The organism is Sulfurimonas sp. hsl 1-7 (assembly GCF_030577135.1).
GTDB classification, from domain to species: Bacteria; Campylobacterota; Campylobacteria; order Campylobacterales; family Sulfurimonadaceae; genus Sulfurimonas; species Sulfurimonas microaerophilus.
The window spans coordinates 67,906-92,853 of sequence record NZ_JAUIRR010000003.1 but is presented as its reverse complement, the minus strand read 5'-3'; the positions used below and the strand labels follow the sequence as shown (position 1 = coordinate 92,853).

Annotated in this window: 22 protein-coding genes; 16 read left to right on the top strand and 6 right to left on the bottom strand. The window is 36.1% G+C overall.

Translation table 11 applies throughout. From position 1 onward, the window contains the following. The 10 genes from QWY88_RS06995 to QWY88_RS06950 are packed head-to-tail and all read left to right on the top strand — an operon-like array spanning window position 1 to window position 14,628. Complete coding sequence (locus QWY88_RS06995) at window positions 1-2,244, top strand: NADH-quinone oxidoreductase subunit G (protein ID WP_304545508.1); 2,244 nt, start codon at window positions 1-3, stop codon at window positions 2,242-2,244. Further along, window positions 2,241-4,727: an NADH-quinone oxidoreductase subunit G gene (locus tag QWY88_RS06990; RefSeq protein WP_304545507.1), complete on the top strand. Its 2,487-nt coding sequence runs from the start codon at window positions 2,241-2,243 to the stop codon at window positions 4,725-4,727. The genes QWY88_RS06995 and QWY88_RS06990 overlap by 4 nt, the downstream gene beginning before the upstream one ends. Window positions 4,728-4,730: 3 nt before the next feature. Beyond that, window positions 4,731-5,720: an NADH-quinone oxidoreductase subunit NuoH gene (gene nuoH / locus QWY88_RS06985; RefSeq protein WP_304545504.1), complete on the top strand. Its 990-nt coding sequence runs from the start codon at window positions 4,731-4,733 to the stop codon at window positions 5,718-5,720. Between the two features lie 10 nt (window positions 5,721-5,730). After that, on the top strand, window positions 5,731-6,348 hold the full coding sequence (gene nuoI, locus QWY88_RS06980; RefSeq protein WP_304545502.1) for an NADH-quinone oxidoreductase subunit NuoI: 618 nt from the start codon (window positions 5,731-5,733) through the stop codon (window positions 6,346-6,348). A gap of 12 nt (window positions 6,349-6,360) precedes the next feature. Beyond that, a complete protein-coding gene (locus tag QWY88_RS06975) occupies window positions 6,361-6,933 on the top strand; it encodes an NADH-quinone oxidoreductase subunit J (RefSeq protein WP_304545500.1) in 573 nt (190 codons plus the stop codon). Next, a complete protein-coding gene (gene nuoK / locus QWY88_RS06970; RefSeq protein WP_193113282.1) occupies window positions 6,930-7,238 on the top strand; it encodes an NADH-quinone oxidoreductase subunit NuoK in 309 nt (102 codons plus the stop codon). The genes QWY88_RS06975 and nuoK overlap by 4 nt, the downstream gene beginning before the upstream one ends. A 3-nt stretch (window positions 7,239-7,241) precedes the next feature. After that, window positions 7,242-9,164, top strand: coding sequence for an NADH-quinone oxidoreductase subunit L (gene nuoL / locus QWY88_RS06965; RefSeq protein WP_304545498.1), 1,923 nt, complete (start codon window positions 7,242-7,244; stop codon window positions 9,162-9,164). 1 nt (window position 9,165) lies between these two features. Beyond that, window positions 9,166-10,728, top strand: a complete 1,563-nt coding sequence (locus tag QWY88_RS06960) for an NADH-quinone oxidoreductase subunit M (RefSeq protein ID WP_304545496.1) — start codon at window positions 9,166-9,168, stop codon at window positions 10,726-10,728. Next, window positions 10,728-12,239 (top strand): NADH-quinone oxidoreductase subunit NuoN, encoded by a 1,512-nt coding sequence (gene nuoN / locus QWY88_RS06955; protein ID WP_304545494.1) that lies wholly within the window; start codon window positions 10,728-10,730, stop codon window positions 12,237-12,239. Before QWY88_RS06960 ends, nuoN begins: the two co-directional genes overlap by 1 nt. 34 nt (window positions 12,240-12,273) lie before the next feature. Then, window positions 12,274-14,628 (top strand): tetratricopeptide repeat protein, encoded by a 2,355-nt coding sequence (locus QWY88_RS06950; protein ID WP_304545492.1) that lies wholly within the window; start codon window positions 12,274-12,276, stop codon window positions 14,626-14,628. A gap of 12 nt (window positions 14,629-14,640) precedes the next feature. Here the strand turns inward: QWY88_RS06950 and dapB are convergent, their stop codons facing one another. Genes dapB through trxA form a run of 4 tightly spaced genes read right to left on the bottom strand, consistent with a single transcriptional unit; the run spans window position 14,641 to window position 17,235 of the window. Then, window positions 14,641-15,411, bottom strand: coding sequence for a 4-hydroxy-tetrahydrodipicolinate reductase (dapB, locus tag QWY88_RS06945; protein ID WP_304545490.1), 771 nt, complete (start codon window positions 15,409-15,411; stop codon window positions 14,641-14,643). Window positions 15,412-15,460: 49 nt separating this feature from the next. Further along, on the bottom strand, window positions 15,461-16,399 hold the full coding sequence (trxB, locus tag QWY88_RS06940; protein ID WP_304546018.1) for a thioredoxin-disulfide reductase: 939 nt from the start codon (window positions 16,397-16,399) through the stop codon (window positions 15,461-15,463). Between the two features lie 14 nt (window positions 16,400-16,413). Continuing rightward, entirely contained in the window at window positions 16,414-16,914 is a 501-nt protein-coding gene (locus tag QWY88_RS06935; RefSeq protein ID WP_304545488.1) for a hypothetical protein, read from the bottom strand. Between the two features lie 3 nt (window positions 16,915-16,917). Continuing rightward, a complete protein-coding gene (gene trxA, locus QWY88_RS06930; protein WP_193113275.1) occupies window positions 16,918-17,235 on the bottom strand; it encodes a thioredoxin in 318 nt (105 codons plus the stop codon). A 249-nt stretch (window positions 17,236-17,484) separates the two neighbouring features. Between trxA and QWY88_RS06925 the strand changes: the two genes are divergently transcribed. Continuing rightward, complete coding sequence (locus QWY88_RS06925) at window positions 17,485-17,928, top strand: globin domain-containing protein (RefSeq protein ID WP_304545484.1); 444 nt, start codon at window positions 17,485-17,487, stop codon at window positions 17,926-17,928. On the opposite strand, the gene QWY88_RS06920 is transcribed toward QWY88_RS06925, so the two are convergent. Continuing rightward, entirely contained in the window at window positions 17,925-18,704 is a 780-nt protein-coding gene (locus tag QWY88_RS06920) for a histidinol-phosphatase (protein ID WP_304545482.1), read from the bottom strand. The genes QWY88_RS06925 and QWY88_RS06920 overlap by 4 nt on opposite strands. 71 nt (window positions 18,705-18,775) lie before the next feature. Here QWY88_RS06920 and QWY88_RS06915 point away from each other — a divergent pair, with 71 nt between their 5' ends. After that, a complete protein-coding gene (locus QWY88_RS06915) occupies window positions 18,776-19,456 on the top strand; it encodes a chemotaxis protein (RefSeq protein ID WP_304545480.1) in 681 nt (226 codons plus the stop codon). Next, window positions 19,453-20,745, top strand: coding sequence for a peptidase U32 family protein (locus QWY88_RS06910; protein ID WP_304545478.1), 1,293 nt, complete (start codon window positions 19,453-19,455; stop codon window positions 20,743-20,745). Before QWY88_RS06915 ends, QWY88_RS06910 begins: the two co-directional genes overlap by 4 nt. Before the next feature lie 7 nt (window positions 20,746-20,752). Here QWY88_RS06910 and QWY88_RS06905 read toward each other — a convergent pair whose 3' ends face one another. Next, complete coding sequence (locus QWY88_RS06905; protein WP_304545475.1) at window positions 20,753-22,993, bottom strand: sensor domain-containing phosphodiesterase; 2,241 nt, start codon at window positions 22,991-22,993, stop codon at window positions 20,753-20,755. Between the two features lie 100 nt (window positions 22,994-23,093). Between QWY88_RS06905 and purE the strand changes: the two genes are divergently transcribed. The 3 genes from purE to QWY88_RS06890 are packed head-to-tail and all read left to right on the top strand — an operon-like array spanning window position 23,094 to window position 24,946. Further along, window positions 23,094-23,591, top strand: a complete 498-nt coding sequence (gene purE, locus QWY88_RS06900) for a 5-(carboxyamino)imidazole ribonucleotide mutase (RefSeq protein WP_304545473.1) — start codon at window positions 23,094-23,096, stop codon at window positions 23,589-23,591. 24 nt (window positions 23,592-23,615) lie between these two features. Further along, complete coding sequence (locus QWY88_RS06895; RefSeq protein WP_304545470.1) at window positions 23,616-24,089, top strand: DUF3972 domain-containing protein; 474 nt, start codon at window positions 23,616-23,618, stop codon at window positions 24,087-24,089. After that, on the top strand, window positions 24,089-24,946 hold the full coding sequence (locus tag QWY88_RS06890) for a damage-control phosphatase ARMT1 family protein (protein WP_304545468.1): 858 nt from the start codon (window positions 24,089-24,091) through the stop codon (window positions 24,944-24,946). The genes QWY88_RS06895 and QWY88_RS06890 overlap by 1 nt, the downstream gene beginning before the upstream one ends. Window positions 24,947-24,948 lie beyond the last annotated feature (2 nt).

Here is a 24,948-nt window from a genome sequence, read left to right as displayed (position 1 = left end):
ATGAGTAAGACAATTAACTTTAAAATTGATGGTCAACTTGTAGAGGCTCAAAAAGGTGAGACTATTTTACAAGCTGCACGTAAAGCGGGAATCTATATTCCGACTATGTGTTACATCTCAAAAACAAGTCCGTGTGCATCGTGCCGTATCTGTTCTGTAGAGGTTGAAGGGGTTGATGGTTTCATACTTTCATGTAATACTCCTCCAACTGAGGGAATAGAAGTTAAAACAAACTCTGCAGAATTAGAGCAAGAACGTACAAACATCATGAAGCTTTATGATGTAAATCACCCGTTAGAGTGTGGTGTATGTGACAAATCTGGTGAGTGTGATCTACAAAATATGACTCTAGAATTTGGTGTAGATGCTCAAAACTTTTCTGCTCGTGAACAACATAAAACTGTAAAAGATTGGGGACTTATCTCTTACGATCCGGCTTTATGTATCATGTGTGAGAAGTGTACACACGTTTGTAATGAGTCTATCGGTGATGATGCAATTGATGTTTATTTTGGTGGATACAGTTCAACTATTATCCCTAAAAATGCAGAGAAACTTGATTGTACTTTCTGTGGAGAGTGTATAGCGGTTTGTCCTGTCGGTGCACTTGTAAGCAGTGAGTTTAAATACTCTGCAAATGCATGGGAACTTTCTCGTGTACCATCAACTTGTGCACACTGTTCAGCAGGATGTTCATTAGAGTATGAAGTAAAACATACTGGTTTAAACGGTAATGATGCTATCCATAGAGTGAAAAATAACTTTGAGTTTACATCTTTATGTGGAGCTGGACGTTTCGGATTTGACTTTAACAATGAACAAAAAAGTGATGCAGCGGCATTTAACAAAGCTGTAGAGGCTGTGAAAAATGCAGGTGCTATCCGTTTTAGTTCTATGATTACAAATGAAGAGGCGTATATTCTTCAGAAATTAAAAGAGATGTTAGGTCTAAAACTTTTCAATGAAGATGCAAAACAATACGCTGACTTTATGAAATCGTACAGCTCTGTAAGCGGTAAACTACACCACAGCGGTTCATTAGATGCTATTAAACAAGCTGAGGCTGTAATTGTTCTTGGTTCAAGAATAGCAACTGATAATCCTGGTGTAAGATATGCACTTACAACTGCATCACGTCACAACGGTGCAAAAATTGTATATGCACACCCGATCGAGGATGCTTTACTTCAAAATACTGTTACGCAGTTTATGAAATATGAAGCAGGTTCTGAAGAAGGTGTACTCGCACTTATCGCTAATGAACTTTTAGAGAATGTTGATGTAGATGAAGATACAAAAGCATTTTTAGATAACTTAGATCTAGGAAACCTATCTGCTGAGAGCAATGTAGGTGACGATGAACTCAAATTTATGAAAAAATCTTTTGCTCGTGCAAAAAATAATGTACTTGTAATCGGTAGCGATGTTTTAGCTCACGCGCGTGCAGAAAATATTGCAAAACTTGCAGCAACAATTGAAAAGTATACTGACTTCTCGTTAGTTGTAGTTCCATCTGAAGTAAACACGACGGGTGTAAGTATGATTTGTGATCTTGATGCTGATGAAAACAGTGCTAACGTAGTTGGTTACAACGAAAAAGGTGATTTTGTTATCTCATCTTTAGGCTCTGCTGATTTAGCGGTACCTGCACTGAATCAACAAGAGGGTACAGTTGTTAGCATTGACAATAGAGTATTGCCTTTAAACGTTGCACTTGGTTTTGATGGATATACGTTAAACGATATAGCAAACGCTTTAGGTTTAGAAGCGAAAAATACGATCGACTACACAAAAGAGTTATCAAATATTGCAGGCTTTAAAGCGGTAGAGTTTGATAACTTAGAGAACTTCTTAAGCCCGTTAGGGGAAGATGTAAGAGGTTATCTATTAGACGAGGTTGAAGTTGAAACAACGGCAAAACTGGAAGATGTAGAGGAATTACCGGAGTATAACGGTACTATTATCTACAATGCAAACCCTGTTTTACAGTTTAACAACTATACAAACAAAACAACACAATTACCAAAAGATGATGCACTAAGAGGTTCACAGCAATTTGCAACAGCTGCTAAAATCTCTGACGGTGACAAAGTTACAATCACATTTGGTTCACAAAGTGTTACAAGAACTTTTAAACTTGATGATGAGTTAAAAGGGACTATTGCACTTAATCCAGTATTTGATATGGAAAGTATGAGTGCATATAGATTTGCAAAATCCAAGATAGAAAGAGTGGTATCATGAGTAAAATCAGTATAAATATTGATGGTCGTGAGATACAGACGCAAGAGGGTGAGTATATACTCAACGCCGCTCGTGCGAATGATATCTTTATCCCGGCAATATGTTATTTGACTAGATGTTCTCCAACTCTAGCTTGTCGTATTTGTCTTGTTGAGGCTGACGGGAAACAAGTATATGCTTGTAACGCTAAAGCAAAAGACGGGATGAATATTACAACTACGACTGAAAACATTGAAAAAGAGCGCCGTGCAATTATGGAAGTTTACGATGTAAACCATCCATTACAGTGTGGTGTTTGTGACCAGTCGGGTGAGTGTGAACTACAAAACTATACTTTAGAGATTGAAGTAGATTCTCAAAGTTATGCGATCAAAGATGTAGATAGAAGTGCTCATGATTGGGGACACTTACACTACGATCCGGGCTTATGTATCGTTTGTGAAAGATGTGTAACTGCATGTAAAGATATGATCGGTGACAACTCTTTAAAAACAATTGCACGCGGTGCTGAAGGTATCGATACAGAGTTTAAAGAAACAATGCCTAAAGATGCTTATGCAATGTGGAATAAGTTAAACAAGTCTGTTATCGGTCTTACTAACGGAACTGATGAACTAGATTGTACATCTTGTGGTGAGTGTGCTGCTGTATGTCCTGTTGGTGCATTAGTAGATACTCACTTTATGTACAAATCAAATGCATGGGAATTAAAACAAGTTCCAGCTACTTGTGGTCACTGTTCTGCGGGATGTCAGATCTCTTACGATGTAAAACATACAAGTTTACATGATGACACAGAGAAAATCTATCGTGTAATGAATGAGTGGAACTATGTATCGCTTTGTGGTGCAGGTCGCTACGGTTTTGACTATCAAAACGCCGATGTTACAAAAGATGAGACGGCATTTACTAATGCTCTTGAAGCTTTCAAAAAAGCAGATACTATCAAGTTTACATCAACGATCACGAATGAAGAAGCATACCTACTTCAATCTATGAAGGAAAAATTTGGTTACAAACTTGTTAATGATGAAGCAAAAGCGTTCCAAACTTTCTTAAAAGATTACTCTGAAGTGAGTGGAACATCATTATATGGCGGCGATCTAAAAGTTACTATGGATTCTAATTTCATCGTTTCTGTTGGTTCGGCACTAAAAGCTGATAATCCAAATGCAAGATATGCACTTAATAACTCTTTAACTGTTAACAAAGGTGCGGGACTTTATTTCCACCCTGTGAAAGATCCTATTATTGAAGGTCTTGGTAAGTCTATTATGACAGTTGAACATGCTCCTCTTCAAGAAGAAATAGCACTTTATTTAGTACTTGATCTATTCGGTGATAAAGCTGCAATGCCTGCTGATATTACTGAATATCTTGCATCTTTCCACTCTGAAAAAACTGTAACGGTTGAAGAGACTGTAAAAGAAAAAGTTGTTGAGATCGTTAAAGAGATGAAAGTTAACGAAGAGACTGGTGAAGAGGAAGAGGTTGAAGTAGAAAAATCTAAGATGGTAAATAAAAAAGTCTCTAAAGAAGTTGTTGTAGATGATAACAAACTTTTAGAACTTCTTGGCGCACAATCTGACTTTATGGAAGCTTTAGAGAAAAATACTAAAAAAGCTGAAACTTTTGCTCTTATGGTTGGACCGGATCTTTATACGCATCCAAACGCTAAAAACTTAGCAAGATTAGTAGCTCTTATTGAGAAGTATTCTAAGTTTGAAGTAACAATGATCCCTGCACTAACAAACTCTTTAGGTGTAAGCTTAATTTGTGATTTAGATGAGGCAGCGGGTTCATATGCTATCGGTTATAACACAAAAGGTGACTTTACGCTTTCAGCTTTAGGTGACGGTGATTTAGATATGCCTGCTATGAATCAGCAAGAGGGAACTTTAACATCTATAAATAAACGTGTTAACCCTACAAATGCAGCAGTGTCATATGGCGGATATGAATTAAATGATATCGCTAATGCATTAGGCTTTAATGCTGAGAATGTAATTGACTATACTGCAAGTTTACCGACAGAAAAAGGTTTCAAAGCAGTTGATTTTGACAGCCTACCAAACCATTATGAAAATGACGGTACAGAGGTTAGAGGTTACGTGTTAGAAAATGTAGCAGTTAGCGCTACTGGCGACGAAAGTGTGGCTAAATTCAGCGAGGACAAGCTAGAAGGTAGTATAATCTACCTTGCTAATCCGGTAAGACAATTTAATGATTTTACTAATAAAGCTACTGAACTTGATGAAGTAAGTGGTGTATATATGTCTGAAGAATTTTTATCTAACTCAGACTTTAATGAGGGTGATACAGTTAGAGTTAAAACTAATAAAGGGGAGCTTACTGCTGCTGTAGTTAGTGATAACAAAATCTCAGGTTCAATAGTAGTTCTTCCTACTTTTGATTCAAAATTAAATTCAGAGGCTTTATTTGACGGTTATCGTTTTAATTCAGCTTCGATAGAAAAGGTGTAGTGTATGGACAGCGCATATTTAATAGAAACGATAATTAAAGTTGTTGTAATTTTACTAGTGTTTTCAGCATTAGCTGGTATTGGTACATACTTCGAAAGAAAGGTACTGGCATTTATGCAACGTCGTTTAGGACCAATGAATGTTGGTCCTTACGGTTTACTGCAAGTTGCAGCGGACGGTATTAAACTTTTTACTAAAGAGGATATTATCCCGACTGGTGTTGTTGTAAAAATCTTTAAAATAGCTCCGGTAATTACAGCTGCTACTGCATTTATGGCTGCAGCTGCTATTCCGTTTTTACCGTCTTTTACACTATTTGGATATGAAGTTCATCCAATAGTTTCAGATATCAACATAGGTATCTTATACATCTTAGGTATTATGGCTGTTGGTTTATACGGACCTTTACTTGGTGGTATGGCTTCGGCAAATAAGTATTCACTTATTTCAGCTGCTCGTACAGCTGCAGTATTTATCTCTTATGAGGTTGTAACTGGTTTATCAATTTTAGCTCCAATTATGATGGTTGGTTCACTTTCATTAATTGATTTTAATGAATATCAAGCTGGTGGAATTTCAGAGTGGATCGTATGGTCACAACCTGTTGCATTTGTACTTTTCTGGATCGCAGCATTTGCTGAAACTGGTCGTACACCGTTCCACTTAATTGCTAATGACCACGAAATTATTGACGGTTTCGGTACTGAGTACTCTGGTATGAGATGGGGTCTTTTCTTCATCGGTGAGTATGCAAATATGTTCTTTATCTCATTTGTTATTCCTCTAATTTTCTTAGGTGGATATGGTGACGGTAGTTTACTAGGTGCTTTAGGTTTACTTGCTAAAGTTGCATTCTTTTTCTTCTTCTTCCTGTGGACTAGAGCTGCATGGCCAGATGTAAGACCGGATCAACTTATGTGGTTATGTTGGAAAGTGCTTATGCCAATCGCAGTGATTAATGTTGTAATCACTGGTTTTGTGATGATGTTTTAAGGGGATATGAATGAATATGGAACCATTTAATGATAGAAATGTAGCAGAGGGTGGCTACTATTTAGTAGATATTGAAGATTATCCCACAACTCCATGGGGTAAATTCAAACGTGTTGCAAAAAGAACTTTTAAAGGGGAGCTTTTTGTAGGTCTTTGGGTTGTACTTCGTGAAATGATCAAAGCTGATATTCACACGGTACAATATCCTGCTGAAAAGATGCCAATCGGTCCAAGATACCGTGCGGTTCATGAGATGAAACGTCTTTGGGAATCTGATGCTGAGAGATGTATCGGTTGTGGTCTTTGTGAAAAGATTTGTATTTCTAACTGTATCCGTATGGAAACAAAATACGATGAAAACCAAAGAAAAGAGGTTTCTGAATATAGCATCAACTTAGGTCGTTGTATCTTCTGTGGTTATTGTGCAGAGGTTTGTCCTGAACTTGCTATTACTCACGGTGGTGAGTATGAAAATGCAAGTGACCAAAGAGAGCATTTCATCCTTTATGATGATATGTTAACACCGATAGACACTATGAAAGCAAATGCTCAAAAAGAGTTTGAAGGTTTCGGTGCTATTACACCACATGAAGATGAGCGTGTTAAGAAAACACCTCTAGCATATTAAGGAGTTTGGATTATGTTTGAAGCGGTAGCGTTTTACTTGTTTGCATTTTTAACAATTGCGATGTTCTTTATCACTGTAACGACATCTCAAGCGTTATATGCATTAACTGCATTAGCAGCGGGAATGATTTTTATATCGGCATTTTTCTTTATCCTTGGTGCTGATTTCTTAGGTGCGATACAAATTATCGTTTATACGGGTGCTGTAATGGCTCTTTATGCGTTTGGTATGATGTTCTTTGATACTACTCGTGAAGTTAAAGAGAAGCAGGGGAACAAATACATCATCGTTGGTATGGCAACGCTTTCAGCTATTTTAGTTGTTGCAATTTTTGCAGCTCCAATCGTATCTGATAACATGATGGCTTTTGCTCCGGCACTTGATAATGTTGGAAATACACAACAAGTTGGTGTTGTATTATTTACAAAATATCTTATCCCGTTTGAAGTAGCGGCTGTAATGCTTTTAGTAGCTATGATCGCAGGTATTATCTTAGCTGGTAAGAAAATGGATCTTTCATTAACTCTTATGAATGCTGATGAGATAAGAGAACTTGAAGAAAAAAATAAAAAGGTGCTTTCATGATGGAAATAGGTTTAAATCACTATCTTGTTCTATCTACAATTTTATTCGCTATTGGTTTAGTGGGTGTAATGAAAAGAAAGAACCTATTATTACTGTTTTTCGCAACTGAGATTTTACTAAACTCTGTAAACATCGCTTTTGCTGCGATTTCACACTACTATGCTGACTTAACTGGTCAGATGTTTGCATTTTTTGTAATTGCTATTGCTGCTTCTGAAGTTGCAGTTGGACTTGGTCTTTTAATTGTATGGCATAAACGTCACAACAATGTTGACTTAGAAACTATGGCAAGTATGAGGGGATAAAATATGGAAAAATATTTATACATTGCACTTTTTGCACCGCTAGTAAGTTCTTTGTTCTCAGCGCTTTTTACAGCGACACCAAAGAAAACTTTTACTGGTATTGTAGGAAGTTTACTAATATTTACATCGTTTGTAAGTAGTTCTATTCTTTTAGCTCACATACTTGGTGGTGGTGAAGCTGTTCATGTAGAGCTTATGACTTGGATGGCTACGGGAGATCTTTATATCCCATTTGGTTTTGTTGTAGATCAGGTTTCTGTAACTATGATGATGGTTGTAACACTGGTATCTACTATTGTTCATATCTATTCAATCGGATATATGGACCATGATGCAGGTTTCAACAGATTTTTTGCTTGGTTATCGGCTTTCGTTTTCTCAATGATGGTTCTTGTAATGAGTGACAACTTCGCTGGTCTTTTCATCGGTTGGGAAGGTGTTGGTCTTTGTTCTTGGGGTCTTATCGGATTCTGGTACCATAAAGAGATCGCAACTTGGGCAGCAAACGAAGCGTTCATTATGAACCGTATCGCTGACCTTGGTATGTTAATCGGTATCTTCTTAATTTACTGGAACACAGGTACTTTACAATATACTGAAGCATTCACTGCAATGGCTAACTTAGATACAGCTACACTTGTATGGATTGGTATCTTCTTATTTATCGGTGCTATGGGTAAATCTGCTCAGTTTCCTCTACATACATGGCTTGCAGATGCGATGGAAGGTCCAACTCCTGTTTCGGCTCTTATCCACGCGGCAACAATGGTAACGGCTGGTGTTTACTTAGTTATCCGTTCAAACGAACTTTATGACATGATTCCAAATGTTGGATTATTCATTGCGTCTCTTGGTGCATTTGTTGCGATCTTTGCTGCATCTATGGCACTTGTAAACCGTGATATGAAAAGAATTATTGCTTACTCTACACTTTCTCAGTTAGGGTATATGTTTGCTGCAGCTGGACTTGGTGCATACTGGGTAGCACTTTTCCACCTTATGGCTCACGCATTCTTTAAAGCACTATTATTCTTAGGTGCAGGTAACGTAATGCACGCTATGCATGATGAGCTTGATCCGTTTAAAATGGGTGGACTTAAAAAGGTTATGAAGTGGACATTTATTATGATGACTCTAGCTTCAGTAGCACTTGCTGGTATCTTCCCACTTGCTGGATTCTTCTCAAAAGATCTAATCTTAGAAGCAGCATTTGTTGAGCATCACTATATTATCTACTCAGTGTTATTAATCACTGCAGGTTTAACGGCATTCTATTCATTTAGATTAGTTGCTCTTATCTTCCACGGTGAAGAGAGATATAAACTTTTCGGTATCCATCCTCATGAAGCATACAAATTTATGCTTGTAGCGATGAGTCCGTTATTGTTATTAGCTGTAATTGCAGGTTCACTAAAACTTTCATACTTTGAGATGATTACAAACCTTTTACCGGCTATTGAATACCATATTCACCATCCTGTAGTTTATTGGGCAATGACAATCGGTACGCAGGTTTTTGTTATCTTAGCAGTACTGTTTGCATATAAAAAATATGCATCTTGGTCAACTGTACCTGACGGGTCAAGCAAAATGGAACAAAGTTTTGTGTATAAAGTGTTATACAACCAATACTATATCCCATATGCGTATGAGAAATATTTAGTAGAGCCGTATAGAGAGATCTCAGAACTATTTTGGAAAAAAGTTGATCTTAAAATTGTTGATGCAACAGTTGACGGTATTGCAGGTATTCTTTACGGTACAGGTGAGAAAACTAGAGGTATGCAAAGTGGAAATCTTTCTACGATGTTAAAATGGATGGTAGGTGGTACTGTAGTACTACTATCTTTAGCTGTAGTTTTTGGATTAGCAGTTAGATATATTGATGAGATTAAAGCTATCTTATCAGGTTTAGGAGTAATGTAAGATGATAGATCACATTTTATCAATTTTAATTTTCTTTCCAGCATTAGCGGGTATTTTAGGATTTATGATCCAAAAAGAGAGTATCCGTGCTTTTGGTGTGAGTGTTTCTGTTGTTGAGTTCGCACTCTCGCTATGGCTATGGTTTGCATTTGACGGCAATGTTTCTGGTATGCAATTTATGGAGCAGTTACCTTTAGTACCTGCATATGGTATTAACTATATTTTAGGTGTTGATGGTATCTCTTTATTTATTATCATCTTGGCTTCATTCTTTACAATGATTGGTATTGCGTCACTTACTGATACTCCAAACGTTAAGAACATGATCATTACACTACTGTTTTTACAAATGACTATGATTGGTGTTTTTGCTGCTTTAGATGCAATCGTGTTCTACGTGTTCTGGGAACTTTCTCTTGTACCAATGGTATATATCATCGGTGCATGGGGTGGACCGCTTCGTATATATGCATCAATTAAGTTCTTCCTGTATACATTTGCAGGTTCACTTGTAATGCTTGTTGGTATGCTTTTTATGGCATTCTTTTACTACCAAGCTACTGGTGTATGGAGTTTTGCTCTACTTGACTGGTATAGACTTATCTTACCGGAGACATTCCAGTTATGGTTATTTGCAGCATTCTTTATCGGTTTTGCGATCAAAGTTCCAATGTTCCCGTTCCATACATGGTTACCATATGCTCACGGTCAAGCACCGACTATCGGTTCTGTTATCCTTGCAGCTATTTTACTTAAGATGGGTACATATGCGTTTATCCGTTTTTCATTACCACTGTTCCCGGATGCATCAGCATTCTTTATGGTGCCAATAGCAATTATCGCTATTATTATGATCATCTATACTGCGATGGTTGCATATGCTCAAGAAGATATTAAACAAGTTGTTGCTTACTCTTCAATTTCACACATGGGTGTTATTATCCTTGGTACTTTTGCATTAAACGTTGAAGGTATCTCTGGTTCTATTTTCTTAATGATTGCACACGGTGTTGTTTCAGGTGCACTGTTCTTACTTGTTGGTGTTATCTATGACAGACGTCATACTAAGATGATGAGTGAGTTTGGTGGTTTAGCGAATGTTATGCCTAGATATGCAACTATCTTTGGAATCATGTTAATGGCTTCTGTTGGTATGCCGCTTACAATCAACTTCGTTGGTGAGTTCTTAAGTTTACTTGGATTCTATCAACAATCACATATGTTGACACTACTTGCCGGTACTGCGATCATCGTTGGTGCTATCTATATGTTGTCAGCATACAAAAAAATGTTCTTTGGTAATGAGATTAAAGAGGAGAATAAAAATCTTCCTGATGTAAATAAACGTGAACTTATTGCATTAATTCCATTATCTGTTATTACAATCTGGTTAGGTGTATATCCAAAACCTGTATTAGAGCCAATTGACAACTCTGTAAAAGCAATTGTTCAATTAATGCACAATAAGTCACAAACTGATTTAGCAAAAGAGAGAATTCCTAATCTTGTTGAGTCAAAAGAGATAGTTATTGCTGCAAAATCTTCTATTAAGGAGGTACATTAATGTTATCACCAATAAATATCCCTGTAGAGTCGTTAAACTTAATGACTCTAGCACCAATGTTAATACCTATCATTGGAGCACTATTAATTTTAGTTGTTGATCTATTTAAAGGTGGTCTTCATAAGAGTTTATATGTAGTACTTTCTTTATTATTCTTAGGTATGGATTTTATCGCACTTGTAGATTCAAGTGAGATCTTTACTCAAAGTGGTGTCACTATGGGTGTGTTTGATTTAATGTTAATTGACGGTTTAGCAATACTTTCACAATTTATTATTGTGCTTGCATCTATGCTGTTTATTCCATTAGCGTTAACACACAAGCGTTTCCACGAGTTCTCGTATCCTGAGTTCTTTGCATTGTTCCTATTCATGATTGGTGGATTCCAGTTTATGGTTTCGTCTGATAACCTAATCCTTATCTTTGTAGGTTTAGAGACGTCATCTTTAGCGCTTTACACTATGATCGCTATGCATAACCGTGACAAATCATTTGAAGCGGCAGTTAAATACTTTACTATGGGTGCATTAGCAGCTGGTTTCTACAGTTTTGGTGCGATGGTATTTTATGCACTTACTGGTTCAGTTGAGATCAATAAAATCGCTTTAGTTTTAGCAAACAACAACTATGCAGATATCGGTTACGTGCTTGTAGCTGTAGTGTTTATGTTAGCATCTTTTGGTTTCAAACTATCTCTTGTTCCATTCCATACATGGGCACCTGATGTTTATGAGGGTAGTTCTGCTGCAATGGCTGGATATATGTCAATCGTACCAAAAATTGCGGCATTTGTTGTGACTATGAGACTTTTTGAATTCCTAGTTCACAGTGATATCGTTTGGTTAGAAGTTATCCTTTACATCTTTGTTGTTGTAACAATGACTATCTCTAACCTTTGGGCACTTGTACAAACAGATGTGAAACGTATGCTTGCATACTCTTCAATCTCTCATGCAGGTTTTGTTATGGCAGCTATCTTAATCGGAACAACTCAAGCAAATTCTGCATTGTTCTTATACTGGGTACTGTTCTCATTTGTAAACCTTGGTTCATTCTCTATGTTATGGATCTCAAGACAAAAACATTTACGTGAGCATCAGATGTCAGATCATTCATTTGATAAATTTGCAGGAATGATAAAAACTGCACCGATTAGTGCACTTATTATGGCTCTGTTCATGTTAAGTTTAGCAGGTATTCCTCCATTTGCACTATTCTGGGGTAAACTATATATGATTTCTTCTGCAGTAACAAGCGGATATACGATATTAGCACTTATTATGGCTCTTAACTCTGCAATTGCAGGTTACTACTATTTAAAACTTATCGTGTATATGTTTATGAAAGAGCCAATCATCGACAACGACGGTGGTCAGCTATATGTAGCAAATGCTACGAAACCGTTAAACACTATCATTGGTATAGCAGTATTAGGAACAATCTTTGCTTTTCTAGCTGTAAATCCACTACTAGAGTTTATTACGGCTTTTGTATACAACAGTGGTTATTAATAGATAATAATTTCAATAAAGAAGGGGAAGAGATTTGTTTAAATGGATACTCTTAACCCTTATACCTATCCTCTCTTTTGCACTTGAGATCTCTATCGACAGTGCAAAAGAGAACTTCATAAAATACTCTATCTTACATCTCAACGATCAAAGTAAATTTACCTGTAAAGCTTTACAAAATGAATTTCAAGAAACAAAAGAGATCGTGTGTGCATTTTCAAAAAGATCATCTAAAGATGTAAAACATCTAGAAGATGAGTTTTTTAAAGTGAATACCTTTATACAAAAGGGTACTTTTTTCCTCTCTATAAAACCAAAACATAAGATGAAACTCTATTCAAACATATTTGACCTTACAGAAGACACTACTCTTTTTAGTGCAGATGTTTCGTTAAGTGATAGCTGGATAGTTGTAGGATATAAAGACAAGTTTCCTTTAGTGAAAAAAGATCAGCGTTCCGATTTAGCAATTAATTTTCCTTTTTATATGGAGCAAGATAAATTACCGTATGTTGGTAGTTTAGATATCAAAGGGAATCCGGTTGCAATCAAAAGAGTGGAAGATGTTTCGGAATATATAAAAGTAAAACAATATTTTGAACAAAAAGATTATGAGAGATGTTTAGATATTACAAATGATATTTTGAAAAAATATCCAAATACACTTTTTAAAGCAGAACTTCTTTACTATAAAATTAAGATCTATGAAAAACTAAAAGATTATGACAATGTTATAGAGAGTGCAAAAATCTTTTTACGCGAGTACTCGGCAGATGAAAATGTTGCAGAAGTACTCTCTTTAATAGCATACGGATATTCGAAAATAGGTTTAAGTTCCGATTCCGACTATTTCTTTGATAGATTATTCAGTGAACATGCAGGAACTAAATATGCACAACGCGGATTTATCTATAAGGGGGAAGCACTAGAGGAATCTGGCGGTGCTTCACAAGCTGAAAAATTTTATAAAAAAGCTTTATATGAAACGAAAGATGTTGATGTGGCAGTAGAAGCTGCTTACCATCTTTCTAATTTGGCATTTTCACAATCTCCAAAAGAATCAAGTAAGTATTTAGAAAAAATATTGAAAGTAAAACCGCAGTATTTTAAAGAGGATTTAAAAACCTCTTTAGACCTCGTTAAAGAGTTGGTAGAAGCAGGGCAATATCAAACTGCTGCGGATATCGATTCTGCATTGCTTGATGCTATTAATCCTACTTACGATGAATATGAAGAGGTCTTGGCTTATAAAGGATTGTATTTAGCTCATACAAGTGAAAAAAGAGCAGCATTAGATGCTTTAAACAGTTATATGAAAAAGTTTCCGGAAGGAGATTACATAAAAGAGGTTGAATTAGCCAAAGATCAACTCTTTTTCGATGTAGATGATATGAACAGTAGTGTGAAACTAGCAGAGTTCAATAAGTTGATCGAGGAGTATCAAAACGATTCAATCGGATCAAAAGCATTATATGAAAAAACAAAACTTTTGAACAGTTTGGGAAAATATGCTCAAGTTCTTAATTTAAAGTCGGAACTATTGGCTTTAGACCAAACAACATATACTGAAGTACCTTCTATCATAGAGACTGCAGCTATTGGAGCAATGCAAGAATCACTGGAAAAGAAAAACTGTGAAGAGGTCCTTATAATATCAAGTGAACACAATGTAACCCTTTCAAGTAAATGGGATGACGGTGTTTATGAATGTGCCATGATGGGCGGTGATTATCAGTTGGCAAAACAGATGACAGTTAAAAATATTGACACCAAAGATGTTCAAGAGAAAGAGAAATGGCTCTTTAGATACATAAAAGTAGATTTTGCGACAGGAAACTATCAGGATGTTCTTCAAGCAGCAAAAGATTTAACGACACTCATAGAGCTAGATAAGGATGAAAAATACTTAGAGGTATATAGAATCTTGTTTGACACATATAACCGTTTAGAAAAACAAGATGAGATGATCAAAGCGATAGTAAAAGTTGAAGAGGTTTTCAAAGACAGTTATAAAGATATAGACAGATATGCAAATATGGTTGCAGTAGGTGTTGCAAAAAAAGATGATAACATGGTGATTAAATATGGTAAAAAAATCTATGACTTGCAAAGACGAACATCATCACATGCACAAACACCATATATAGAGTTCTCTTTATATCAAGCATATATGAATAAAGATAACTATGAAAATGCCTTAGAGGTTATTAAGTCTTTAGATGATGCAAAACTCTCTACAAGCGATAGAGCACGCCAAAAATATTTACTTGGTTCTGCATATAGTAAGTTGTGGAAAGATGATGAAGCTCAAAAAGCATATGATGAAGCAATCCAAGCAGATAAAGGTTCTGCTTGGGCGAAGTTAGCACAAAGTGCTAAAAATATTTAGAGATAAATTTTTTTAGTTTATCTCTAAACAATCAGAGATAGAGTAAAGTCCTGCCTCTTTATCTGCAAGCCATTTTCCGGCACGGATAGCACCCTTAGAGAACGTATTTCTACTTGTTGCAGTGTGGTTCAGTTCTATAAACTCACCGTCGTTATAAAAACCTACAGTATGGCGTCCTACGATATCACCACCGCGAAGTGCCATTACTGCTATCTCATCACTAGTTCTTTCTCCGATGTTACCGTCACGTCCACTTACGCGTACCTTGTCTATATCAAGTCCACGACCTGCTGCAGCTGATTCACTGAGTGTTAGTGCCGTACCGCTTGGTGCATCTTTTTTGTGTCTGTGGTGCATCTCAACGATCTCGATATCAAACCCTTCTAAAGTTTTTGAAGCCTGATATACAAGTTTATTTAAGAGTGCTACACCTAGACTCATGTTTGTAGCGTATAAAACAGGCATAACTTCACTAGCCTGTTTTAAAAGATTTAGTTGGTGTGTATTTAAACCGGTTGTTCCGATAACGAGCGGTTTTGGTGTTTTTACTGCTTCTTCAAGTAAACTTTCACAAGCTTCAGGAAGTGAAAAGTCTATTACTATGTCACAACCATTTAAAAATGTATGCATGTCAGATGTTACTAAAACAGAAGGATCAATAGCAAAGTCTAAAGAATTACGTACAAATACACTACTTACACTCATACCCGCAGTTGATTTTAAATCCTCTATTAACAGTTTTCCTACACGACCGCTTGCACCAAATACGCCAACTTTTATCATTTGTTATCCTTTTACTCTATGAAAAAACTTTTTGAAATAGTAACATCTCTTAGTTTAAAAGTTCATCAACATAGCTAATTGCACTCAGTGCGGCAACTGCACCGTCACCTGCTGCACTAACAACTTGTTTTGGAGCTTCAACACGCATATCGCCTGTTGCAAAAAGTCCAGGAACTGAAGTTTTCATACTAAGGTTAACCATAACTTGCCCTTGCTCATTTACATCACAAAGGAAAGAACCGTCTTCTTGGATAAGTACTTGGTTGTTTACATCATTACCAACAAATGTAAATACACCCGGTACTTCAATATCTCTGGTTTCACCATTATTATTGATAACGCGTACACCAGTTACACCCATAGCATCACCGTAAACTTCTTCAGGAGTAGAGTTTAATACAAGTTCAATATTTTCAGTGTTCTCTACACGTTTAACAGTATTTGGTGCTGAACGGAATGTGTCGCGTCTGTGGATCAGATATACTTTTGAACAAATTTTTGCCAGGTAAAGTGCTTCTTCAAGTGCTGTATCACCACCGCCGATTACTGCTACCTCTTTCCCTTTATAGAAAAAACCGTCACAAGTAGCACATGTACTTACACCTTTACCGAAGAACTCATCTTCACCTTTAAAACCTGCACGTCTTGGAGAAGAACCAGTTCCTACAATTACAGAGTGTGCCTGATCTGTAGAGCCATCACCTTTGTGGATTGTAAAAACATCTCCCTCTTTAGTAATACGAGTAACTTCTACCATATCGTGTTTAAGACCAAATTTTTGACATTGCTCAGGCCATGGCATCATAAGATCCATTCCCGTAATCTCACCTGTTACACCAGGATAGTTTTCTATCTCAGAACTTTGTGTAATTTGTCCGCCGGGCATACCTTTTTCATACATAACTACATTTTCTAATCCGCCGCGTGTCGCATAAAGTCCTGCAGTTAAACCTGCAGGTCCACCACCAACTATAGCACAATCAAGTATCATTTAAAATCCTTTTATAATGTTTTTATTTTGTTTGATATCTCATCTAAATTATCAAGTTTGTGTATCATACTATCTTGTTTATAAAGAGAATCTTTTTGTTTCTTTATAAAAAAAATAGATGGTATTTCATAAATATTAAAGCGTTGAATAAACTGTAAACTTGTAGTAGTTCCTGAATGTAAAAAGGTAGTGTTTTCTGTATTTGGAGCAACATCATTATAGTAATCGATAGCAATTACAGGGAGCTCTGTCTTTATGTTTGAGAGTTTTTGTATAGTATTTCTTTGTTTTGAAGAGTAAAAGATAACAAGGTATTTATCCTCTTTAGGAATAAAAAGATCCTGCTTTTCGTAAAAGACCCAATCTTTGAAGTTTATAAATTTATACTCTGAAAACTTGTAGTTAAAATAAGCAAAGGCACCAGCGATCATAGCAGCACCGAAAAAAGAAGCCAGCAGTGTTGAGAGAGAAAAAAGAGATGTACCCTTTTTTCTTTCCCTTTTTTCTTTCATATATTATAAAAGAGAGTTAAGTTTGTCAGCGAAAGCTTGTTTTGAAGCAGCACCAACCATTTGCTCAACCATCTCACCATCTTTGAAGAAAAGAATAGTTGGGATAGAACGAATACCGAATTTAACAGCAATGTCTTGCTCTTCATCTGTATTTACTTTACAAATCTTAGCTTTTCCGTCAAACTCTTCAGCTAATTCTTCGATGATTGGAGCAATCATACGACATGGACCACACCATGGAGCCCAAAAGTCTACTAATGTAACACCTTCTGCTACTGTTGATTCAAAATCTGCACCTGTTAATTCAATATATTTACCCATTCGGATTTCCTTTTTACATTTATTGTTGTATGTCTGTATTATACAAATGAAAATATTAAAGCTAACTTTATATCTTCACAACATATTTCTTTTTAGAGTTTTGTTAATAATATGGGCAAATATGGGTAGTTCTGTGTGAGAAGTTTTGTTATACATCGAGCAATTATTATAAGTTTCTTGATATAAATCAAGTAATAATAAATATAAATTTGTATAATTAATGCCATATCAATGAAAAAAGGGTAAGTTGTGGATTTACAAATTACTGATGGAGAGATAGGTGTTAGACCACCTGTTGCAAAACCCCATCCCGGTTTTTTACATGAAGTAGGTGAAGAGAGATTCAAAAAACTTGTATATGATCACTATGAATCTATAAAAACAAGTGATATCGCATTTTTATTTCCAATTTTTGATGATGATGATTTTGAAGAAGCAAAAGAACATGCTTTTGCATTCTTAGTTGAAATTAGCGGTGGGCCTGATTACTTTACTCAAACAAGAGGGCAGCATCAAATGGTTGGGCGTCATGCTCCGTTTCGTATAGATGAACATGCTAGAAAATCGTGGTTAGCACTCTATAAACCACTTTTAGAAGCATTGGTAGATGAAGGGATTACACCTGAATATATCGAATCTTTTTGGAATTACCTTGATATATTTTCAATGTGGTTGGTAAATACGAAGAGCTAAAATTTTAAAAATTTTCGCTCTCTGTTTTCATAATAGGCACATTCTTTGTACCCAACGTCACGTGCAAGTTTAACAACTTGATCGTTATAAAGGTTCACTTGCTCAGGTTTATGAGCATCTGAACTAAATGTGATCGGAATATCTAACTCAAATGCTGCTTGGAGCAACTCTTTTGAAGGGTAAGCTTCACCGATAGGTTTTCTATACCCTGCAACGTTAATCTCCAATGTCATATCAGCTTCTTTAATAGCATGAAGTGCATTTTTCGCAAGTTCTACAATATCTTTATTTGGCATAAACTTAAATACTTTAATAAGGTCAAGATGTCCTACAATATCAAACAGTTTTGTTTTTGCCATTTTTTCAATGGCTAAAAAATATTTTTCCCAAATTTCATCAATATTTTCATGTTCATATCGACCGATAAATTCCGGATTGTCAAATCCCCATTCATCTATGAAGTGAACAGAACCTATAAGATAGTCTACATCTGCATCAAGTACTCTTTTATCCATATGCCCTTCTAGGTAGTCAACCTCATATCCGAGCAAAATTTTTATCTGATCTTTATACCTCTGTTTTGCATCTAAAACATCTGATTCATAACAGCTCATCTCTTCAAAGCTCATACGATATTTAGGGTCAAAATCCATAGGTGCATGATCGGCAAAACCAAACACTTTTGTGCCTGAATTAACAGCTGCTAATATATACTCATCAATCTTCCCATCTGCATGATTACAAAGGGGTGTATGGTTGTGTAAATCGACGATCATGTGTGCCTTTTATTATTTATTTTATGTTATTATAGTGTTAATTAATAAATTATTCAATTTTGGAGATCTTGATGACTCAAGAAGAATTAGATGCATTGATGGGTGGCGATCTAGACCTAGACAGTCTTGAAGACGAAGAAGAGGTGCAAAACGAGGAAGTTGAGCTAGAAAGTGATGCTTCTAATGTACCTGATATGGAAGGTAAAGAACCACCAAAGTGGGGACCTCCTGCAACTCATGAAAATAAAGTAGTGCATCAACTCGATGATGTTACCAAAGAGTCTGAAGAGAAAGCATCAGAGATTTTTGATATTATTGAGGCAATTAGCAATGACCTTATGGATAAAGAAACAGATCTTAGTAATGTAGTGGATATATTAGAAGCAAATGTAACACTCTTTAAAACACTAAGTGAAAAGTTTCCGGATGTAAGTACATTTCAGACACAACTTGAAACAAATGAGAATGCTTTAGCAGAAGCACAGTCTGTAGTGGAAGTATTACAAAATTCAGGTGATTCGATCATGAATGTAATGGATATTATGCAGTATCAGGATATCCACCGTCAAAAAATCGAACGTGTTATTAATGTAATGAGAACTTTATCTCATTATATGAACTCACTATTTGAATCACAAGTAGATGATAGTTCACGTGTATCTTCAGCAAAACATATTGAGGGTGATGAGAACGATGAACTTGCTTCAACAGAAGATATAGAAGCATTATTAGAACAATTTGGACAGGCATGAAAAAAGTAGAATTATTATCTCCGGCAGGAACGCTGGAGAAGTTAAAGATCGCTCTTGATTTTGGAGCAGATGCAGTATATGGCGGGGTGAGTCATTTCTCGCTTCGTATTAGAAGCGGGAAAGAGTTTACGTTTGAAGATTTTGAAGCGGGTATCAAGTATGCTCATGAGAGAGGGAAAAAAGTATACGCTACGATCAACGGTTTCCCTTTTAACTCACAGATAGAGCTTTTAAAAAAACATATAAAAAAGATGGCAGAGTTAAAACCTGATGCTTTCATTGTGGCAACTCCTGGCGTGTTAAAACTTGCACATGAAATAGCACCGGAAATGCCCTTACACCTTTCAACACAAGCAAACGTGATGAATGTTCTTGATGCAAAAGTGTATGCAGATATGGGGGCAACTCGTATTATTACAGCTCGTGAGATCTCTTTAAAAGATTTAAAAGAGATCAAAAAAGAGTTGCCTGAACTTGAACTTGAAGTGTTTGTTCACGGAAGTATGTGTTTTGCATACAGTGGAAGATGTTTAATCTCAACACTTCAAAGCGGACGTGTTCCAAACCGTGGAAGCTGTGCAAATGACTGCCGTTTCCCTTATGAGATGTATGCTGCAAATCCTGAAACAGGAACACTTTTCAAACTTGAAGAAGAAGAGGGGATTGGGACATATATTATGAACTCAAAAGACTTGAACCTTGGCTCACATATCAAAGAGATACTAGACAGCGGCGTAGTTGACAGTGTAAAGATCGAGGGTCGTACAAAAACATCTTATTATGCTGCAGTAACTGCTAAAGCATACAGAATGGCTATTGATGATTATTATGAAGGTAAAGAGGATATTGCTAAGTATCAGTATGAACTTGAATCTTTACAAAACCGTGGATATACAGATGCTTATCTTATCTCTCGTCCGTTTGAGAAACATGATACGCAAAGTTTAGATTTTACTATGCAACTGGGTACCCATCAGGTAACGGGTGAGTCTACGGAAGACGGTGAGTATTATATGTGTAAGTATAAAACACTTCCGGGAGATGAACTTGAAGTTGTTATGCCGTTAGGTGAAACAATAGAGTTTGTTGAAAACGAATTTGGTAAAACATACGAGAAAGATGGACGTGTCTATTTGAGTTTTGCAAAACTTCAAGCACAAAACGGAAAAATTTGGGAGAGTGTTCATAGTGGAAATATTAACCCTATAAAACTTCCTACTAAGTTCCCGTCATTTACATTCTTTAGAATACCTTCACACCCAGATATGGGAACTTATCCGAAAAAGTAGAGAATCTCTACTTTTTACTCTCATTACTCTCAAGGTATCTTTTTTCAAACTCATTAACCGTAAGAGGTTTAGAGTAGTAATATCCCTGTACTTCATCACAACCGTTTTCTTCTAAGTATTTTAGCTGTTCAAGTGTTTCAACACCCTCTGCAATTGTTTGCAACCCAAGGCTGTTTGCCATGTTGATAATCGCATTTACTATCGCTTTATCTTCTGGATCGATTGTAATGTCTCGAACAAAAGATTGGTCAATTTTGAGTTTATATGCTTTGAACTTTTTGAGATAACTAAGGCTTGAGTATCCAGTTCCAAAATCATCAATCGCAATTTTTATACCTACGTGATGCAGTTGATTTATAATATTGATGGCACTCTCAGGATTACTCATAATAGCACTCTCTGTGAGCTCTATCTCTAAATAGCTTGCAGGAAGGTCAATCTCATCTAAAAGTTGAATAATATTATGTTGTAAATTTGCTTGATTAAATTGCACAGCTGATAAATTTACCGATATACTAATATCTTGAAGTCCTCTATTTAACCAGTTTTTTAACTGTCCTACAGCAGTTTTCATCACCCAGTCACCTATCGATAAGATAAGACCGCTACTCTCTGCTAAGGGGATAAATTCAGCAGGAGATATATTTCCGTATTCGGGATGTTCCCATCTTAGCAGTGCTTCTAATCCAACAAGTTTGTGTGTAGTTAATGAGATCTGTGGCTGATAAACGACATGGAGTTCATCGTGTGCAATTGCATTATGTAATGCGTTTGTTAAGAGCAGATTTCTTTTTGTTTGCATCTGCATCTCTTGTGTAAAGAATGAGTAGTTGTTTTTCCCATTATATTTTGTACGATACATAGCAGTGTCTGCATTTTTATAAAGGGTGTCTTTATCCATACCGTCATCCGGATATACAGAGATTCCCATAGAAACTGTAACAGTTAGTTCATTCTGTTGAATAGTGAAAGGCTGGTAAACTGTAAAGAGTAGCTTTTCTGCAATTTTTTGTGCTTGTGCAGCATCTGTCATCGGTAGGAGAATTATAAACTCATCCCCTCCGAGTCTTGCTATCGTATCTTCATCTCTTAAGACGTCACGCACTCTTTTAGAAAATTCAATAAGGAGTTGATCACCTATGTTATGCCCAAGAGTATCGTTGATATCTTTGAAGTTATCAATATCTAAAAATATTAAAGAGAAATTCCATTGATTTTTTTTAGATAATGCAATGTTGTACTCTATCTTAGATTCAAGTTTTGCTCTATTTGGAAGCCCTGTTAAACTATCATAGTTTGCCATATATAAGATACGCTTTTCAGACTGCTTTTGTTCCGTTATATCATCATAAAGGCCAATAATTCCTATCACTTCACCCTTGGCATCGAGTAGGGGAAGTTTAGAGGTTCGTAACCAGATGGTCTTTCCGTTTGGAGTAGTTTGGGGTTCCTCAAAAAAAAGTTTTGGCTTTTTTGAAGTGATAACTGTGAGGTCATCGGCATTATAGAGATCGGCTTGATCTTTCCATGGCATTTGTTGATCGGTTTTTCCAATCATCTCATCAGGAGAATTTGTACCTGCATCTTTTGCAAAAGCAGTATTACATCCAAGATAAGTTAAGTCTTTATCTTTCCAAAAAACTCTTGTCGGTAGTGAGTTGATAATGGAAGAGAGAAGATTATAAGACTCTTTGAGTGCACTTTCTGCTTGAGTCCTAGCAGTTTCACTCTCAAAAGCATTAAGAGCATGGGTAATATTAGATGTCATCTTTAGAAGTAGCTCTTGTGTTTTTAGATCAAAAGCATTGAGAGTATCGGAATAAAGGTTAAGTGTCCCTATAATCTTAGTACCGGTACCGATAGGGAGTGCAGCAGATGACCTCCAATGAAATTGACGTGCTCTATCATGCCAAGGAGTTGTATGGGGGTCGTTTAAAAAATCTTGACACCAATAAGGCTTTGCTTGCTTATATGCAATTCCGCTTGGTCCGTTTCCTAAAAGGTCATCTTTTATTTTGATAGAGATATCTTTAATATACTGAGTACCTATTCCACAGTATGAAACAGGTTTAAGTTGACTCGAGTTTTCATCAACCAATCCGATCCATGCCATGCTTATATGATTGATAGTAAGAATATCTTTACAAATTTGGGCAAATAATTCAGATATGTCTTTTACATTATTAATAGTGTCATTACACAGTGATAATGCACTGTAGAGTTGAATAATCTGCTCTTTTTCTTCCATTGCTAGTATATACCTTTATTTAAATCGTCGCTATTATATCAAACTCTATTAAAAAACAATTTGATATACTTGCACTGTAAAAATAAGTAAGGATAAAAGTATGAAGTTTGTTTCTATAGTTATAGGTTCAAAAAGTGATTATGAGGTAATGAAGTCGTGTTCTGACACATTAGAGGCTTTTGGTGTAAACTATGAGATGATTATTTCATCTGCTCACAGATCTCCTGAGAGAACTAAAGAGTATATAGTTGAAGCTGAGAAAAAAGGTGCACAAGTTTTTATTGCTGCAGCGGGTATGGCAGCGCATTTAGCGGGTGTTTTATCTTCTAAAACAGTAAAACCAATCATTGGTGTACCTATGTCTGGATCTGCTTTAAGTGGAATTGATGCACTTCTTTCTACTGTTCAAATGCCAGCTGGAATGCCAGTTGCTACAGTAGCTATAGGTAAAGCCGGAGCTATTAACTCTGCATATTTAGCGATGCAAATTTTAGCGCTGGAGAATGAAGAGCTAGCTATCAAGTTACAAGAAGATAGAATTGCAAAAGCAAAAAAAGTTGAGATGGACTCGCAAGAGATAGAAACTATCATTAGCTAATTTATAAATATGCGGGAGTAGACAATGCAGTGGATGCGTGATGAAGAATATAGCAAACTAACAGGACTTGAGCTTAGTGCGATCGAGGATCTGATCGAGCGCGGAAAGTTAAGTGTTAAAGTTGAAGATGGTGTACGCTATATAGATCCTTCAAAGGGTGCCACTGAAGTTGTCGTTCCTGCAAAATTACAAGAGCTATCACAAAGAAATATCCACGAAATGATAGTTCAACCGGAATTTGTTGAAAAAACTATAGGGACAATTATAAATCTTCATGAGAAAGTTCTTGATGCAAAAGATGAGACGATAGAGTCAATCAAAACAGAGAATGAATTTTTAAGAGAAGCATTAGCTTCCTTACAAGAACTTTATGATGAAGATAGAAAAACAATCCATACACTTCAAGAACAACTCAAACTCTCTCAGCAAGAGGTTGAGTTTATGAGAAGAAAATACAAACTGATGTGGAATAAAGCGATAGATGAGCACACTTCATAATGAAAATAGATGAGGCTTGTGTCGGTTGCATAGTTAACCAAAGTTTTAAAGTAGCTAATTCGATCAACGCTGATAAAACACTCTCAAACAAACTTACTTCAACTGTTGAAAAGATGAGTGAAAACTTCTCTTTTGAACAAACTCCCCCTGAAATTGCAGCCGATGTGTATGAAAAAATGGCTCAGATTGCAAATAAATTTGACCTTTATGATGAGGTAAAAGAACACTCCACACAAAAGGCAATCTCTTTTATACCCTTACTTAAAGAGAGACTTTTCCAAAGTGAGAACAAGCTTTTAACAGCAACTAAAATAGCTGTAGCCGGTAATGTGATAGACCTTGCTGCTGAGGTTGAATTTGATCTGCACGAGGAACTGGAAAATATTTTTCATATAGATTTTGCCCATGATGATTTTGAATCGTTTGCAAAAGAGGTGCATAAAGCAAAAAACATACTTGTGATAGGTGATAATGTGGGGGAACACATTTTTGATCATCTTTTTATCCAAACACTTCAGGAACTTTACCCCAAAAAAGAGCTTTCATACATGGTACGTGGTAATCCTATCATTAACGACGTAACAATGAAAGAAGCTAAAGAGGCAGGATTCGATACACTATGTAACTTAGTAGACAGTGGTGTAAATACACCTGGATTTATGTACGAAAGAGCAAGCCAAGAAGCAAAAAAACTTTTTGATAATGTCGATCTTGTAATTAGCAAAGGGATGGGTAATTACGAGTGTATGAGCCCGGCAAAAAGAGAAAATATTTGCTTCCTACTTAAAGTAAAATGCAATGTAGTAGCATCCTCTTTAGGTAAAGAAGTAGGGGATATTATCTGTAAGTTAACATAAGG